Below are 16,876 nucleotides of genomic sequence, written 5' to 3' on the forward strand. Positions count from 1 at the left end.
ACACAGCTTCCCACCCAAAATGTGGTGGGTTTTTCATCGTGATTTTATACTATTCGCACTCCTCCCAAGAGTCGCAACTATCTTCCAATTTAATTATTTCAATAAAGCATTTCACTCAACGGAGTTCTTCTATATACTTGATAATATCTGAAAAATTTATACCTTTTCGTGATGGATTGAATAGTATTTTTCTAGTGGGAGGAGATTATCATGGATAAACAGAAAAAAGGATTTTTCCAAAAGTTTTTGGATATGATTGAGAAAACCGGTAACCGATTGCCACATCCGGTAACATTATTCGCTGTTTTGGCTTTATTGGTAATCGTCATCTCGGCAGTCGTCTCTTACTTCGGTGTTAGTGCAGAGCATCCAGGTAAAGAAGGCGAAATGATTGAAGTAAATAACTTATTGAGTAGTGAAGGTATTCATTACATCATTACGAATATGACCGATAACTTTATCGGTTTTGCTCCGCTTGGCGTCGTGCTCATCACGATGCTTGGTATTGGTGTCGCAGAAGGTTCAGGATTAATCAGTGCTTTACTTCGCGGCTTTGTAATGTCTGTTCCAAAACGCATGATCACGCTAGGATTAGTATTTGCAGGGGTTATGTCGAGTGTAGCGTCTGACGCGGGCTACGTTGTCTTGCCGCCACTAGGCGCGGTATTGTTCGCAGCACTTGGAAGACACCCTCTTGCGGGTCTAGCAGCTGCCTTTGCCGGGGTCTCCGGTGGATTCAGTGCCAACTTGCTACTATCGGGTACCGATGCATTACTTGGTGAATTGACGATCATGTCCGCAGCGATCATTAATCCCGAATATGCAGAAGGTATGAATATTGCCATGAACTACTACTTCATCGCATTTTCTGTTATCGTTTTGACATTCGTCGGTGCATGGGTCACAGAGAAAATCGTAGAACCACGTCTTGGCGAATATAACGGTGAATTCCGTGAAAAAGTAGAAAAGCTAACTCGTCTTGAAAAGAAAGGTCTGATTTTAGCAGGTGTTTCTGTCGTTGTTGCAGGAGCATTGGTTGCACTTCTTGTTGTATTCCCTGGTGCTCCGTTGCGTGGGGATGAAGCAGATATGCCGATCATCAAATCACCTTTCATGAAATCGCTCGTGCCGATCATTGCCTTTATGTTCTTTGTGCCGGGTCTTGTTTACGGTAGAGTAACGAAATTAATTCGTAATGACAAAGACGTAGCCGCTATGATGTCGACAACGATGTCTGCAATGGGTATGTTTATCGTCCTGTCATTCACAGCAAGTCAGTTCGTCGCATTCTTCTCCGAGTCCAATATGGGCTTGGTGCTAGGTGTTTACGGTGCAAACTTCCTTGACAGTATTAGTTTAACAGGGATTCCTTTGTTACTGATGTTCATCCTTATTGCGGCGTTCATCAACTTGTTCATCGGTAGCGCATCTGCGAAATGGGCTATGATGGCACCGGTGTTCGTACCGATTATGATGCAGCTAGGCTATTCTCCTGAATTGACGCAAATGGCGTATCGAGTGGCGGATTCTTCAACTAATATCATCTCACCGCTCATGACCTATTTTGCGATCATCATCGCCTTTGCACAGAAGTACGATAAGAAGATGGGAATCGGGACGCTCGTTTCCGTTATGTTCCCCTATTCCATGTTCTTCTTACTATTCTGGAGCGTAACGTTAATTATTTGGATGTTGCTAGGGATCGATCTTGGACCCGGCTCCCCTATTTATTACTTAAAATAAGACAACCACTACCCCCTAAGTGCATCCTTTGCTCTTACGGGGTTTTTTATGATAGTATAGTAGTTGATAATGGTTTTCATTTAGAATGATTCTATCTATCAAAAGGAGTTTTTATTTATGGGTTATGAAGCAAAGAATGCTGTAGAGAAGTCGATCATGGGTAGACGTTCCATTAAGAAGTTTAAAACAGACCCGATCGATATAGATGAACTAATCGAATTACTCAACGTCGCAAAATGGGCACCCAATCATAAATTAACTGAGCCTTGGCGTTTTCAGTTATATGTTGATGAAGGCAAAGAGAAATTTATAGGCGCATTTTTGACGTCCCAAGAAAGTGATGGGAACATACCTGATAAAGCACAGGTAAAAGCGGCGTACTTCCGCAAAATCCCTTTGCATTTAGTCGTCATTATGCCAGAAGATACACGTAAAAAACGTTGGGATGAAGACTATGCTGCGATTTCTACGATGATACAGAACTTTCAATTGGCTGCATGGGAACGCGGTATTGGCATGATTTGGCGCACGAATGACTGGACACATGATCCGGTATTTAAAGATGCTATCGGTGTGAAGTCAGACGAAAAGATTGTCGGAACGTTAATGATCGGCTATCCAAAACATGTGCCTAAACCAGAGGATCGTATGGATATACGTAATGTACTGACTGTTATTGATGAATGAACTGCGCGATTACCAATTTCCTTAATGGGAGCAGGTAATCGTGCTTTTTCTATCACTCAATGTAAATAATCACTTGATTTCTGCACAATTAAGAATACACTAGAAAAAGAACTTTTATAAGGGGCAACTACATATGAAAAGAATCATTCAACCTATTTTCCAACACTATTGGAACCCCTACCTCGTATTATTACTAGCAGGTATTCTTAGTGCTTTGTATTTCGGATTAACTTCTACTGTCTGGGCAGTAACTGGTGAATTCACAAGACTTGGAGGCGACCTCCTGTTAGTATTCGGAGTCGATATCTCGGGCTGGCAATACTTTGATATGGTACATCTACAAGGAGCCACATGGAACAGACCAGATGGCTGGATTGTCTGGGGAATGTTCGCAGGCGCACTCATTATGGTGTTGCTTAGTAATAGCTTCAAAATCCGTCTGCCACAGCAAAAGCGGCGCTACGTACAAGGTTTAATTGGTGGAATCATCGCGGGATTCGGGGCGCGTCTAGCACTCGGCTGTAACTTAGCCGCATTCTTCACAGGTGTTCCGCAATTCTCTTTTCACTCTTGGATTTTTATAGTAGCAACAGGTATTGGTACTTTCTTTGGAGCCAAATTAACGAAAACACGCTGGTGGAAAGGTAAACCTTCATTAATTCGAGGGAATGCAAAGCCGACACAACTAAAAAAACGTATAATCCAGCCGTATATTGGTGTAGTGATTGCCGTACTTTACATCGGGCTCACTATGTACTTCTTCACGTCGGGACAAAAACTGCTTGGTTTAGGCGCACTGTTTGGACTCGCCTTCGGTATTCTAATTGAACGTGGACAAATTTGTTTCACTTCTGCATTCCGTGATTTATTTCTTGTCGGACGAAGCATTATGGCGAAAGCAATTATTGTAGGAATGGCTGTCAGTTCTATTTTGACGATCATTGTCATTTCAATCTATGATTTAACGCCGGTCACACAAATCGCAGCACTTAGTACGTTTGTAGGTGGTGCATTATTCGGACTAGGTATCGTGATGGCGTCAGGCTGTGAAACAGGAATGATGTATCGCTTGATGGAAGGCCAGTTGCTTTTTTTACCCGTCTTTGCGGGCAATATCATCGGTGCTACGTTCCTTGCCTATGCTTGGGATCATCTCGGCGTCTATAATGTACTGGTCAAGGGTGGAGCAAAAATCAATCTACTCGATACATTCGGACCGATTGGTGCAATTTCTGCCACACTGCTAATGCTTGGAGGACTTTATGCATTAACGGTATATGGAGAAAAACGCTACCACCGTAAATTAGCAATTAAGAGAGGAATGAATATACATGCAAGCTAAATTGGAAGCGGATTTCACACTCGACCTTCGCGGTGAGTCGTGTCCCTACCCTGTTATTTACACATTGGAAACACTTGAAGGTATGAATAAGGGAGAAATGCTACAAGTCATCACCGACTGCCCGGGCTCTTTCCGCAATGTACCCGAGGAAGCGATTGCTCACGGTTACAAATTTGCACAAGACCCCGTTAAGAATGGCCAGGAATATTTATTTCATATTTACGCATGAAAAAAGGCAACTATCCTTGAAAGGATAGTTGCCTTTTTCATTTCACTTTAAATATTTACAGTTAGTTTTTGTGCAGATGTTCCCTTTATCTTTGCTACGATTACACTATTGATCGCATTCATGTAGGCCAATGCACTTGCTTTCAAAATATCTGTGTCTGCGGCTTTCGCGATATAATTTTCTCCTTCGTATGCAATGGTGATTTTCACTTTTCCTAACGCGTCTTTGCCGCGTGATACGCTACTAATATCATAGCCAATTAATTTCACTTGAATCTTTGTAATTTCAGCAATTGCTGAATACAATGCATCGATTGGCCCTGTTCCAACAGCACTCGACTTGAAGACTTCTTCCCCTTTACGAATCTTGACGCTAGCTGAAGGGAAACTAGAGTTGCTGACGACTTGCAGATCTTCGAATTCAAAGAAATGATCACTATAATTGGTCACGTTCTCTTTATCATGCTTTTCATGATAGCTTTCAACAATTACATATAGATCATGATCGTATACCTCCTTCTTCATATCTGCCAATGTTAGGAACCCTGCAAATATCCCTTCGAATTCTTCAGGTTTCATATGGGTAAACCCTAGTTTTTCAAGTGCATTTCTCACCGCGTGGCGTCCTGATCTCGCCGTCAAAATCAATTCCATATCGTCCAGTCCGACGTCTTCTGGATGAACAATTTCATATGCATCGCGAGATTTTAATAAGCCATCTTGGTGTATTCCTGAAGAATGTGCAAATGCATTATCTCCCGTAATCGCCTTGTTCACCTGCACATCCAATCCCATGAAGCTAGATACAAGACGTGAAGTTTTCATAATTTCTTTTGTATTGATTTGTGTGCTGACATTATAAATGGAGCTTCTTGTTTTCAATGCCATGACCACTTCTTCAAGCGCAGCATTTCCTGCACGTTCCCCAATCCCGTTAATAGTACACTCTACTTTATCCGCACCATTCTTTACTGCCGCTAATGTGTTTGCTGTCGCCATTCCTAGATCATTATGACAGTGAACACTTAATAAGACATCTGGATCCAGATTTTTCATGCGGTCGTTTAATTTATAGATCATCGCACCGAATTCCTCAGGCTCTGCAAAGCCTACTGTATCAGGTACGTTGATCATTGTTGCACCCGCCTTCATGACGGATTCGATTGTATGCCATAAATACTCGAACTCCGAGCGTGAAGCATCTTCTGTTGAATACTGTACTTGTGGCATTAATGTTTTTGCATATTTCACCGCATCTACACCTATTTGAAGGATTTGGTCCTTTGATTTATTGAACTTTTTCTCCACGTGAATATCAGAAGTTCCCAGCACCATATGAATCATTGGATTTTCTGCATACTTCACTGCTTGATAAACCGAATCGATATCTGCCTGCACCGCGCGTGCCAATGCTGTGATTATGATGTCATTTGTATTGCCTACCTTCTGCGCAACAGCCTTCACTGCCTCAAAATCACCTTGGGATGAAGCAGGAAAACCAGCTTCGATAATATCGACACCAAGCTTCTTTAATTGCTGTGCAATCTCTACTTTTTCATAAAGATTTAATTTAGCACCAGGTACCTGTTCTCCATCACGTAATGTTGTATCAAAAACCCAAATTTTTCTGCTCATCTCTTTGCACTCCTTTTTTTTAAAAAATAAATACAAAAAACCCCGTCTCTATATTGAAATATAGAGACGAGGTTAAACTCGCGGTACCACTCTAATTGATTCGCCATACTTGGCCAATCCACTTATCGACAGCTATCACTGTCTATCCCGTTAACGGAGGAAACCGACGCCCCTTACTGTAGAACTTTCAGGGAGTGACTCATGGATGAGTTCAAAATGTGCGTCTGCTGATTTTCACCAACCATCAGCTCTCTATAAAGACACAAAACATTTTTACTAGTTCCATTCTTTGTCTGCAATGTAATATTGAACGTAATACTACATGGTGTTGAGCTCTTTGTCAATAGTTTTCAAATAATTCTATATACTATACATGGCGAGCAAGCGTCTTATCAATGTTTTCTAAATATGCTTTTCGATGTGTATCTGTCAGCAATGACTCAAGTACCAAAAACCCATACATTTCTATTTTCATTTGACATTTCTTCCATCGATTCACTAGTATAGTAGACAACTAATTCGTAAACCGAAACAAAACAACTAGATGTTTGAGTAGTCTCAAACTACAAAAGGAGTCGGTGCCAATGAATGCGTTTACGAAATGGGTAGAAATTGTCTCGGATTTTTTATGGGGATTACCCATCATCATTTTACTAATAGGAGGCGGACTATTCCTCACAATTCGTCTCAAGTTCTTCCAGTTTCGCTATATGCCACACATTTTTCGTCAAACTTTTGGAAAAATCATGTCTAAAGGCTCTGGGGACGGTACGCTAACCCCTTTCCAAGCAACAACCTCAGCACTTGCTTCCACAATGGGTGCAGCAAACATTGTGGGAGTTCCTGTAGCCATAGCATTAGGTGGGCCAGGCGCAATCTTCTGGATGTGGGTGGTCGCACTGATCGGAATCGGCACGAAATATTCCGAAGTCGTGCTCGGTATCAAATATCGTGAAAAGAATGCTGCCGGCGATTACGTCGGTGGTCCGATGTATTACATAAAAAAAGGACTTGGTTGGAAAAAGGTTGCGTATATCTTTGCATTCGCTCTCATGTTAGAAGTTATGGCGAGTACTATGGTGCAATCTAACTCCATCGCTACGACCTTGGAAGGTTCATTTGGTTTATCTCCAATCATAACGGGTATTTTCGTCGCTTTACTAGTTGCCCTCATTTCATTTGGTGGAATTAAAGCAATTGGGCGCGTAACGGAACGTCTAATTCCGTCTATGGTCGTGATTTATATGTTAACTGCTCTCATTATTATTGGCTTTCATGTGGATGCAGTGCCTGCAGCATTTGGCTTGATTTTCACACATGCATTCCAACCAATTTCAGCAGCCGGTGGATTCGCAGGTGCCGGTGTTGCCGCGGCCATACGTTGGGGACTCGCTCGTGGATTATATTCCAATGAAGCCGGTATCGGTACTGCACCGATTGCCCATGCAGCTGCAGTGAATAGTCATCCCGCCAAACAAGGTTTCTGGGGCGTCTTTGAAGTCGTTGTGGACACATTGATTGTTTGTACCATGACTGCCCTTGTCATACTAACAACAGGCGTCTGGGAAGTCATTGATGCAGATAACGCAGCGAACATGGTGACCGAAGCATATGCTACGGTATTTGGTGCTTCCCTTGGTGGGATTATCATATCCATCGTATTATTCTTGTTCGTTATTACCACAATTGTAGTGATCATTTATTATGGAGAAAAGCAAGCGGAGTTCTTATTCGGGCCTAATTTCTCTATCGTTCTGCGTGTCGCATATATCACGGCTATTATAATCGGGGCACTTGGTGGATTGCAGTTCGTCTGGAAATTCCTTGATCTATTACTCGCAATTGTAGTGATTCCTAACGTGATTGCGGTACTATTCTTAAGCGGACAAGTACGGGACATTACGAACGATTACTTTACAAACCTCTATCCGACAGAAAAAAAACAAAAGAAAAATAAGTCTTGATGTAAATGGCAAAAAAGGCAAGAGTCCGTGGACTCCTGCCTTTTTTATAATTTGATCACTTCATCATTTCTTCAATAAACTCTACGGGTACATAGGTCTTCTTCGGTTCGAGCAACTCCGGTGCTGCTTCAAATTTCAACAATGATTTATTATAGCCATATTCCTTCTGTCCACGAGTAATCGTGTAAGATGGAGCACCTTTTGAAACGACCGCCCCCACACCAGTCGAATCCACGACATATCCAAGTTTCTCAGCAAGCAAACGAAGTGGTACCATCTTCACACCCTCGACCATATAATGATCGTCTTCTATCATCTGTTCTATGGTGGCATCTTCATCTACCGCATTTACGTCTAGTATTACTACTTTCTCCGGCGTTGTCTGGGCTGGAATACTTCGAGTTGCTTCTTTGTAGAATACTAGTAAGTCTTTACCTTTTAAGTCGTTAGCCTTCACTTTATCTCCGGAAGCACTGGAAATGTCTGCACCGTCATCTACATTTAATTGAAGCTTCAAATACGGGTCCACCAATTCATCATCAAATATACCAACTATTGCTGTGTTTGCTTCATCATTTTCAACAATAACAACATCTGGAGTATATTGGGGTGGGTAAATCATAATCATTGGCTTTTCTGCATGAGTATAGGCAGACACTTTGTCACCTTTTTTCATTTTTACCTTCTTACCCGTATTATCGAAAATTAGCGTGTCTTTTGTAATAGCCAATACAAAAGACTCTTCTTTCCATTTAATTGTGTAAAGTGTTAACCCATCATTCTTTTCCATACCATCGATTGTTCCCTCTACTTTAACAAAAGCTTTTTCATCAGATGTCACTTCGATCTTCACATCCTCTTTCGCACTAACTGTTGCAGGTACCGCTACGCTGCCAATAAGCAATGCCGACAATGCAAATGATGCAATCTTATTCAATCTCATAAAATTTCCGCTCCTTACTATAGGTTCTATATAGTAGTTCGTATGGGAGTTGAAAAGGTTACGGTAATTTTTGGTTTTACAAGCCAACCTTATGGCTCTATCGAATTGCCAATACATTTTCTATAGTACATTCGAGAAGCTGTTAGTAGTCCCATGTAAGTTTAATACTTTTAAATAAGGAAACGTTAGCTAGAATATAGTTTATTTACTATGCTTATATATGTTTATATACGAAAACTGTTTACAGTCGCGGAATTATAGTGTATAAATATAGATAAGAGAAACTTACATTATACGGTATGGGGTGAAAATAATTTGAGTAAAATCGTTCATTCATTCAGTAAAAAGTCTGTAGAATTTAATGCAGAAGGTATTACACTAAGGGGTTGGCTCTACTTGCCTAACAATGTGGATTCAAGTTTTCCTGGTATTATAATGGCACATGGATATGGTTCATTAAAAGAAATGTACGTAGATAATTTTGCTGAAATATTTGCGGTCAATGGATTTGCTGTTCTTTTATATGATCACCGAAACTTTGGGGATAGTGACGGTTATCCAAGACAAGAAATCAATCCTTATGAACAAGTGCTTGATTACCAACATGCCATTACTTTTATGAGTTCGTTAGAAGAAGTGGATAGTTCAAGAATTGGTATTTGGGGTTCTAGTTATAGTGGTGGACATGTCTTAATGGTCGGAGCTATGGACAAACGAGTACGTTGTATCGTTTCGCAAGTACCTACTATTAGTGGTTCTCAATCATCTGCTAGAAGAGTGGTACCTAATGATGTACCTGCATTATTAGATAGTTTTTATGAAGACCGAAAAGTACGTATGCAAGGCGGAGAGCCAACACGCCGTAAGATCGTTCCTGAATTTGAGGGTGATGAAGGTATATATATGGATAAAGATTCAGTAGACTGGTATTTATCGGGAGGTGCTCTTTCTCCAAATTGGAAAAATGAAGTGACTATTCGCTCTATAGAACTCTCACGTTCATATAATCCTGGTAATTTTATTTCTTTGATTTCACCTACGCCACTATTGCTACTAGTTGCAGGAGATGATACTGTTACACCAACAGATTTAGCAGTTACCGCTTTCGAAGACGCAAAAGAACCTAAAAAACTGCTTGTAATTGATGGACACCATTTCACACCTTATACAGAAAAATTCGATGCATATAGTAGTGAAGCCATTGAATGGTTTAAAAAACATTTGAATACAATAGAAGAAAATTTAAATACTAATAAACAAACATCATAAATTTCAATAAAATACACCCTCGAATTTAACCAAATGTTAAACTCGAGGGTGTATTTTCCAATTTCCTTTGATACTATATATTCTGTTCTAAACTAATGTTCTGATCGCATGTGTAATTTTTTCTGCAGAAGACTTCATTACTTCCTTAATCTCATCTATACCAATTTGGTTGATTAATGAAGTAGGTATATACGTACCTAAACCTAAAATAATATTACCATCGCCGTCAAATATCGGACAAGCATACGCTGAGATACCTAATGAATATTCTTCGTGACTTTCAGCAATTCCTTCTTCAAGAATCTTTAATCGTTGGGCATCTAAATCTTGCTTTGTTATAACCGATTTCTCCGTATACTTTTTTAAATGTTCATTCAACATAACATCATTTAATACATTTTCAGCATCTTCTTTGTCTAAATATGCATAAAAGCATTTGCCAAGTGCGCCAGCAGTAATCGGGAATGAATCGCCTGCCGAAACTGTTAATCGTACTTTCAAATCAGGTTCTTCCTTTGCTACATACATAAGATGAGATTTCCGGACTCTTTTCACTAAAACAAAAGTTGAACCTGTTTTAGCAAGTTCTTTCAAATACGCACTAGCTACTTCGATATAGTCATTAACTTCTCTAGCGCGATTACCTAATGCAATTAATGGTGTACCTAATGAATATTCTTTTGAATTACTCGAAAACACAACATAACTTTTTTTCTCAAGTGTTCTTAAAATTCTTAGGCATGTACTAACATTAATACCAGTTGCTTCTGAAATCTCAGTTAACTTCGCATGCTGATAACCTTGTGTAGCCAATAATTCAAGGATCTTTATTGAAGAATCTAGTGCAGGTACTTGACTTGGTTTACTTTCACTTTCTAGAATTTTCAAATTCATGCCCTCCACTTTTAGTATTTTATTATTAGTTAGTGTATCATATATTATCATAATTCTGAACCACTATTCAGTAACAACTTTTAATTTTTACAGTAATAACCAAGAACTACTACAATACTAACTAACTAGAATTATTTCTTATTTACACCAATATGTTATTGTTGAAATAGTATATTGAATTAAATAAGAAGTCGTTCAAATGAGGATTTACTAATTTAAGAAATAGTAAATCCTCATTTTCTAATCTCACTTCGTGTATTTTGCTCACTTAGTGAATGAGTCTTCCATTGAGAACTTTACATAAACAGTTTTTTCCATGCGGTTTCATCTAAGTGATTAGGCGGAAATTCACTAATTTCAAACGGAAAATCAGATCCTGGTAGTACTCGATCTATACCGACAATAGATACTAAGTAATCATGTGCTTCCTTATTCCATAGAACGGAATCAAACCAAAACCGTTTTAGATAATCAATTGGTGGAGCTTTTAAAACCTCAGAAACGTCAGTCCATTGTTCATAACCCCTGTTCAGACGTCCAATTTGATATGGCAAGAAACCACCGCCATGTGCCAAAACGATTTTTACATTTCTATACTTATCCAAATAATCACTTAATAAAATGTCAGTACTACAAATAGTCGTCTCCCAAAGCACACCACTTAGCGTAGACATTCTCCTTTTTTCAAGACGACTATCTTCACTAAGTAATGGGTGAATAAAGAGTATAGCACCCAATCGATCCGCTTCTTCCCATACCGGCAAAAAGGAACTGTCTGTTAAAAGTAAATCTGATATTCCTGTACCGATAATTGCTCCCTTTAAACCAGCTTCCATTGCCATTCTTAATTCTTCTGCAGCTAGTTTGGGATTATTAAGTGGAATAGTTGCTAGTCCAGAATATACATCTTTATTTCGCTTTACCAATTCAATAATTTCACTGTTATATATTGACGATAGTTCTGCTGTAATCTCAGATGGTAAATCATATAAAAAAAGTTGTGGCAATGGTGATATAAGTGTATGTCGAATGCCAGCTCTTATTTGCTCGGATCGATGTAATTCCTCATTAATAAAGGCTTCTGATAAAGTAAAGGCCCACTTGTCATTAATTATCATCAATTTAGGTTGATTTTCTCCCCTGCTAACCTGGCGAGAATGCACTTTATCTTTATTTAGTTCTAACCATTGAAGGACTTTATCTGGAATAAAGTGTGAATGAACATCAAACATTAATTATATCATCCTTCCAATTGGCAATTACCCTTCTTCTGTATTGAACATAACAGATACTGCTTTTGTTGTTAGATAATCCTCTAATCCATACTTACCGCTTTCACGCCCTAACCCGCTTTCCTTTATACCCCCAAAAGGTGCTTGCATTGAGAATGGTGCAGAATCATTAACACCGACCATACCGTATTCTAGTTTCTCTGAGACACGGTGCACGCGAGATAAATCATTTGTATAAAAATAAGAGGCCAAACCATATTCAATGTCATTTGCCTTTTGTACCGCTTCCGCTTCTGTAACAAATGAAATTAATGGTGCTACAGGTCCAAATGTTTCTACCTTAGTAATATCCATATCTTCAGTTACATTCCCTAAGACTGTAGGCGCATAAAAGTATCCTTTTGAATATTCATTTCCTTTAAGTTTTTTTCCGCCAACCAGTACCTTTGCCCCTTTATCAACCGCATCGACTACTTGGCTATGTACACTATTCACCGCTTTTTCATTTACAAGCGAGCCCATTTGATTTGTTTCATCTAAGCCATTTCCAACTTTCATTTTACCGACTGCTGTTTTAAATTTCTCTGCAAATTCTTCGTAAACAGCTTCTTGAACATACACCCGATTTGTACATACACATTGTTGGCCACTAGAAGCGAATTTACTACCTATAACGCCTTGAACAGCCAAATCAAGATCTGCATCATCAAAAACTATAAATGGTGCATGACCACCTAGTTCCATTGAAATTTGCTTTACAGTATCAGCTGATTGACGAATTAGATGCTTTCCAACTTCAGTTGATCCAGTGAATGTTATTTTTCGTACATCTTTACTATCCATAATTATTTGAGCAATTTCTTCAGATTTCCCAATAACTAAGTTCACCACGCCTTTTGGCAGACCAGCTTCATCGAATATTTTAAATAGCTCAAGTGATGATAACGGTGCCTCAGACGATGGTTTTAATACAACAGTACAGCCAACCGCTAATGCTGGGCCAAGCTTTCTTGCACCCATAGATAAAGGGAAATTCCAAGGAGTAATTGCTGCAACTACACCCACTGGTTGTTTAATGACATGAGCCCGTTTATTTTTTGTGGATATTGGCATTACGTCACCATAGACACGACGTGCTTCTTCTGCATACCATTTAAAGAATGATATTGTACTGCCGACCTCATATCTTGCATTATGAATTGATTTGCCCATTTCTCTAGTAATGACTTGAGCAAGATGTTCTTTTTTCTCTTCCAGTTTTGCAACAACGTTATGGATATGGTTGCTACGTTCTTCTGACGTCAGTCCTGACCATAAAGGAAATGCCTCTTTGGCAGCGTCAATAGCCCGTTTAGTTTCCGTTTTACCTACTAAATAGACAGTATCAACAATTTCACCCGTTGCAGGATTTTTTATTTCTAATTCAGATTCTGTTTTTAACCATTCTCCATTTATATACATTGTTTCCCTCCTATTAGTACTTCCTACTCTATACGAACGAGTCTTTAGTTATTGCTTCCAAGTAACATTTCTCTTGCTTCAACCGGTGTAGCAATTTCCCGTCCAAATTCATGAGCAATTTTTTTAATTTGTTCAACAAACTCCGCATTTGTCTTCGCTAAAACACCTGGTCTAATATAAGCGTAATCTTCCATTCCTACACGAACATGTCCTCCAAGGCTTATCGCTAATGTATTCATTGCTAATTGGTTTTTAAAAGCTACAACTCCCCAACTTGACCCTTCAGGTAGTGAATCTAAAAAGTATAGTAAACTTTTTGGTGTTGCCGGCATGCCGCCATCAGCACCCAAAACGATCGAGTAGTGTAATGAACCCGTAATTAAACCTGCATCGATTAATTTTTGAGCATTGGAAATCATGCCGGGGTGAAATACTTCAATTTCCGGCTTAACATTATTTTCCTGCATTTTTTTAGCAAGCTTTTCTAAAAACTGAGGTGAGTTCATAAACACAAAGTTTTTTAAGTTGAGTGAACCTGCGTCTAGCGAACCAAAATCAGGTGATAGGTCACAAAACTCTAAGCGTTCTTCGTCTGTAATTCCATGTTTACCTGCAGAAGTTAAACTAATAATAAGTTCCTCGCCGCATTTTTCTTTCACTCGCTCTACTAAATCACGATAGATCTCTTTATCCATTGAAGGTTTTCCGTCCTCATCACGAACGTGCATATGTGCAATTGCCGCTCCTGCTTTGTAAGCTAAATGTACTTCTTCTGCAATTTCCTTTGGTGTAAGAGGAAGATATGGTGTGTCTTCTCTTGTCGTACCGGTTCCTGTAGGTGCAACAGTAATAATTAGTTTTTCCATTCAAAACAGCTCCCCAATAATTATATTGATATACTTTACAAATAACGTACAAAATGAAATATATTTAACGGCACTAATATTATAACTGTAGGCAACTCATTAGAATAATGACCGCTTGCTACAAACTATTCTTTATAGTAATGACGTAAAAGTGTACTGTTTATATCTCTAACCACGGTAACAGGATCTCTGTAAGTGCCTCTGGTTGTTCAAGTGGCGCTAAGTGACCCGTTTTTTCAATGGTTTTAAATACAGCGTTAGGAGCATACTCCAACATGGCTTTTGTGCTTTCTAATGGAATAACTAAATCGTCCTTACTTGCTATGAATAAATATGGAATATCTGTATTAGCTAATAAAGATCCTCGATCTGGTTTATTCATTATTGCTTTCGCGTGTGCAATGTAGCGATCTGGACCATAATCTATTAACATTTGTTCGCGAATTTCTTGTAGTTCAGCATTATCCAAATTATCCGGGTGGAATGTTCGGTGGGCTGCAGCATTCACCATGTCTTCATATTCACCAGCTTCTACTCTAGCAATCGCTTTTTTACGAAACTCTTTTCCAGTTTCACTATCTGCTTCCGCATTTGTTCCTACTAATGAGAGCGCAGATACTCTTTCCGGTGCATTTGCAAGAATGGCTAAAGCTACAAAACCACCAAATGAGTGACCAACTAAGTGGAATTTTTCCGGTAAATCTTTCAACAAATCTTTCGCTATGTCATCAATGTTTGGGATTGCAGGAACATCTACCGGGAAAGCATTAATTGTTTTCGGTAGAGCTTCTAATACACCATCCCACGTTTGCTTTGTGTTATTTAAACCAGGAATTAAGACTAGGTTTTCCGCATATTTAGGCATATTTGTAACTCCTTCTCTAGTTAGACGAATAAAGTAATCCCCATTTATATTTGACCCCCACTTTTTTTATAAAAGTGAGGGCTGATGTGTTTTTATTTAACTAATTCTCCCTTAATTCGTGCGCCTTCAACCCATGCTCCGTGTGCTCCAGTTGGGATTCTGTGTGGTAGAATAATTCTTGCTACTGGCCCCAACGTTAAATCACTTGCATTAAGAATTAGACATTCAGATTGATTTTTTTTCAAGTCCGTGACTAGTGTAATTAAATAGCCGTCGTCTTCTTCAATTGCATTTGTACGTCTTGCGATATGTGGTTCACTTCCTAAACGATCTTCACCATATTCATACTTTTGGCTTGTACCTTCTTTTAAATCATATTTTATAAGCCCTGTTAGATACCAAGGTTTATTTATATCCGAGTTCAATGTTGAGTTATAGCTGTAACGATACTTTTTACCGACGTAATCATTACTAACCACTGGGAATTCTGTAGCTTCCTCATCCAGGAAATCTTCCTTCGTTTTCCCTGTCTTTAAGTTGAATGTCCAGCGATACATTCTATATTGTGTAGCTGTCTTGTTCATTGCTTGCTTAATTTTGTCAGTTGCATTGCTACCCTGTTTACCTACTTCAGGTTTTCCCGGATTAAATGTTACGCAGCCTTCCATTATCACATTATCGCCATCTTCGTAACAGTTTGATAAATGTAAAATAAAACAAGATTTTGCTTCAAACCACTTAATGTCTTCGTTCGTTCCGTGACGTGGAATGATACCAAATCTAGCAGGCATATCATCAAAGAATGTTACTTTACGTTCTCCTTTTTCAAATAACTTCGGATCAAATATAAATGGCAAGTCGTGAAGAATTGAATAGTTTTTCGTGACTCCAAGATCATGTGGCCAACGTATACCGGGTAAGTCGATTGGAACATAATGCTTCAATTTGCTATCAGGTCCTACAACGCCATAATTCATATATGGGTATGTTTCGCTGAAGTTAAAGAACATTAATTCTCCAGTATCGTTATCTACTTTAAAGTGTGAACAAATTCCTTGTGGAGCAACAGTGTTATTCCATGCATCCGGTTCAAGCATTTCTAACGTAACTGGATCCATACGATTTATTTCACTACATTGTGACATCGACGCTAATAATTTACCGCCATGCGCAATAACATCTGTACCCGCGTTATCTTTCATTGTCCCCATGCTTCCCCAACCTTGACGTGTCGTTAAATGAGGTTCTAAAATACCAGACCATAGTGACTTCTGAGCGGCTTCTTCCGCTAAAAATCCAGTGGTACGAACGAAGCGATTACGATAAGTAGCTTTCCCCTCTTCAAAATGTACCGCGTGAAGCATACCATCCCCATCAAAAGGATGATAAACACCCATCGGAGCGTGAACTTGGTTATGTCCGTTACGAACATAAACACCGTTTAGGTCTTTAGGAATCTCTCCAATGACTTCTAAACTTTCAGTCGTCGCTGTGTACTCTTTTCCAACAGATTCAAAGTGTCCTAGTAAAAATGGATTTGTTTCATCCTCGGCAATTGTTAACTTTACTTCATTTTCAACTTTAATCATTTGTATCTCCCTTTCTCTATTAAATTTATTTTAGTAAATAGTTTAATTAAATGTTTGCGCTTTCACGATAATTCCCTATGTGGAATTAAATATCTTTTGTGTTAATTAAATTGTAAACTTATTCTACTGTTTAGTCAATACAAAAGCGCAAATAGTCT

At 39.0% G+C, this 16,876-nt stretch carries 14 protein-coding genes and 1 other annotated feature; of the genes, 6 read left to right on the forward strand and 8 right to left on the reverse strand.

Annotated elements, in window-relative coordinates:
• Positions 1-210: 210 nt before the first annotated feature.
• The 4 genes from CSV64_RS09895 (at position 211) to yedF (ending at position 4,001) form a co-directional block, all read left to right on the forward strand.
• Positions 211-1,743 (forward strand): AbgT family transporter, encoded by a 1,533-nt coding sequence (locus tag CSV64_RS09895; protein ID WP_099634283.1) that lies wholly within the window; start codon positions 211-213, stop codon positions 1,741-1,743.
• 117 nt (positions 1,744-1,860) lie between these two features.
• Positions 1,861-2,430 carry a nitroreductase family protein gene (locus CSV64_RS09900; protein WP_099634284.1) on the forward strand — a complete coding sequence of 190 codons (570 nt, stop codon included), beginning with the start codon at positions 1,861-1,863 and terminating at the stop codon, positions 2,428-2,430.
• Between the two features lie 133 nt (positions 2,431-2,563).
• On the forward strand, positions 2,564-3,772 hold the full coding sequence (gene yedE, locus CSV64_RS09905) for a selenium metabolism membrane protein YedE/FdhT (RefSeq protein ID WP_099634285.1): 1,209 nt from the start codon (positions 2,564-2,566) through the stop codon (positions 3,770-3,772).
• On the forward strand, positions 3,762-4,001 hold the full coding sequence (gene yedF, locus CSV64_RS09910; RefSeq protein ID WP_199168481.1) for a sulfurtransferase-like selenium metabolism protein YedF: 240 nt from the start codon (positions 3,762-3,764) through the stop codon (positions 3,999-4,001). Before yedE ends, yedF begins: the two co-directional genes overlap by 11 nt.
• A 47-nt stretch (positions 4,002-4,048) precedes the next feature.
• On the opposite strand, the gene CSV64_RS09915 is transcribed toward yedF, so the two are convergent.
• Positions 4,049-5,635: a 2-isopropylmalate synthase gene (locus tag CSV64_RS09915; protein ID WP_099634286.1), complete on the reverse strand. Its 1,587-nt coding sequence runs from the start codon at positions 5,633-5,635 to the stop codon at positions 4,049-4,051.
• A 59-nt stretch (positions 5,636-5,694) separates the two neighbouring features.
• Positions 5,695-5,934 (reverse strand) — a binding site (T-box leader).
• A 285-nt stretch (positions 5,935-6,219) separates the two neighbouring features.
• Between CSV64_RS09915 and CSV64_RS09920 the strand changes: the two genes are divergently transcribed.
• A complete protein-coding gene (locus tag CSV64_RS09920; protein WP_099634287.1) occupies positions 6,220-7,599 on the forward strand; it encodes an alanine/glycine:cation symporter family protein in 1,380 nt (459 codons plus the stop codon).
• Positions 7,600-7,654: 55 nt separating this feature from the next.
• Here the strand turns inward: CSV64_RS09920 and CSV64_RS09925 are convergent, their stop codons facing one another.
• A complete protein-coding gene (locus CSV64_RS09925) occupies positions 7,655-8,542 on the reverse strand; it encodes a stalk domain-containing protein (protein WP_099634288.1) in 888 nt (295 codons plus the stop codon).
• Between the two features lie 315 nt (positions 8,543-8,857).
• Between CSV64_RS09925 and CSV64_RS09930 the strand changes: the two genes are divergently transcribed.
• Positions 8,858-9,811 (forward strand): alpha/beta hydrolase, encoded by a 954-nt coding sequence (locus CSV64_RS09930; RefSeq protein ID WP_199168483.1) that lies wholly within the window; start codon positions 8,858-8,860, stop codon positions 9,809-9,811.
• Positions 9,812-9,898: 87 nt separating this feature from the next.
• On the opposite strand, the gene CSV64_RS09935 is transcribed toward CSV64_RS09930, so the two are convergent.
• The 6 genes from CSV64_RS09935 to CSV64_RS09960 all read right to left on the reverse strand — a co-directional run bounded on the left by CSV64_RS09935 (position 9,899) and on the right by CSV64_RS09960 (position 16,718).
• Positions 9,899-10,699 carry an IclR family transcriptional regulator gene (locus tag CSV64_RS09935; RefSeq protein ID WP_158233026.1) on the reverse strand — a complete coding sequence of 267 codons (801 nt, stop codon included), beginning with the start codon at positions 10,697-10,699 and terminating at the stop codon, positions 9,899-9,901.
• A 302-nt stretch (positions 10,700-11,001) separates the two neighbouring features.
• The gene (locus tag CSV64_RS09940) at positions 11,002-11,937 is read right to left on the reverse strand and encodes an amidohydrolase family protein (RefSeq protein WP_099634290.1); all 936 of its coding nucleotides are present in this window, start codon (positions 11,935-11,937) and stop codon (positions 11,002-11,004) included.
• A gap of 27 nt (positions 11,938-11,964) precedes the next feature.
• Positions 11,965-13,398: an NAD-dependent succinate-semialdehyde dehydrogenase gene (locus CSV64_RS09945; protein WP_099634291.1), complete on the reverse strand. Its 1,434-nt coding sequence runs from the start codon at positions 13,396-13,398 to the stop codon at positions 11,965-11,967.
• 44 nt (positions 13,399-13,442) lie between these two features.
• Positions 13,443-14,264: a beta-keto acid cleavage family enzyme gene (locus CSV64_RS09950; protein WP_099634292.1), complete on the reverse strand. Its 822-nt coding sequence runs from the start codon at positions 14,262-14,264 to the stop codon at positions 13,443-13,445.
• A 160-nt stretch (positions 14,265-14,424) separates the two neighbouring features.
• Positions 14,425-15,129: an alpha/beta fold hydrolase gene (locus CSV64_RS09955; protein WP_099634293.1), complete on the reverse strand. Its 705-nt coding sequence runs from the start codon at positions 15,127-15,129 to the stop codon at positions 14,425-14,427.
• 92 nt (positions 15,130-15,221) lie between these two features.
• Complete coding sequence (locus tag CSV64_RS09960; protein WP_099634294.1) at positions 15,222-16,718, reverse strand: carotenoid oxygenase family protein; 1,497 nt, start codon at positions 16,716-16,718, stop codon at positions 15,222-15,224.
• Positions 16,719-16,876 lie beyond the last annotated feature (158 nt).

The sequence above is a fragment of the Sporosarcina sp. P32b genome (assembly GCF_002743335.1).
Classification (GTDB): Bacteria; Bacillota; Bacilli; order Bacillales_A; family Planococcaceae; genus Sporosarcina.

Bases quoted from the DNA above. Each gene is read 5' to 3' on its own strand.
- CSV64_RS09925 (WP_099634288.1), bottom strand. From the start codon at position 8,542: ATGAGATTGAATAAGATTGCATCATTTGCATTGTCGGCATTGCTTATT.
- CSV64_RS09945 (WP_099634291.1), bottom strand. From the start codon at position 13,398: ATGTATATAAATGGAGAATGGTTAAAAACAGAATCTGAATTAGAAATA.
- CSV64_RS09915 (WP_099634286.1), bottom strand. From the start codon at position 5,635: ATGAGCAGAAAAATTTGGGTTTTTGATACAACATTACGTGATGGAGAA.
- CSV64_RS09955 (WP_099634293.1), bottom strand. From the start codon at position 15,129: ATGCCTAAATATGCGGAAAACCTAGTCTTAATTCCTGGTTTAAATAAC.
- CSV64_RS09940 (WP_099634290.1), bottom strand. From the start codon at position 11,937: ATGTTTGATGTTCATTCACACTTTATTCCAGATAAAGTCCTTCAATGG.
- yedF (WP_199168481.1), top strand. From the start codon at position 3,762: ATGCAAGCTAAATTGGAAGCGGATTTCACACTCGACCTTCGCGGTGAG.
- CSV64_RS09895 (WP_099634283.1), top strand. From the start codon at position 211: ATGGATAAACAGAAAAAAGGATTTTTCCAAAAGTTTTTGGATATGATT.
- CSV64_RS09960 (WP_099634294.1), bottom strand. From the start codon at position 16,718: ATGATTAAAGTTGAAAATGAAGTAAAGTTAACAATTGCCGAGGATGAA.
- CSV64_RS09920 (WP_099634287.1), top strand. From the start codon at position 6,220: ATGAATGCGTTTACGAAATGGGTAGAAATTGTCTCGGATTTTTTATGG.
- CSV64_RS09900 (WP_099634284.1), top strand. From the start codon at position 1,861: ATGGGTTATGAAGCAAAGAATGCTGTAGAGAAGTCGATCATGGGTAGA.
- yedE (WP_099634285.1), top strand. From the start codon at position 2,564: ATGAAAAGAATCATTCAACCTATTTTCCAACACTATTGGAACCCCTAC.
- CSV64_RS09950 (WP_099634292.1), bottom strand. From the start codon at position 14,264: ATGGAAAAACTAATTATTACTGTTGCACCTACAGGAACCGGTACGACA.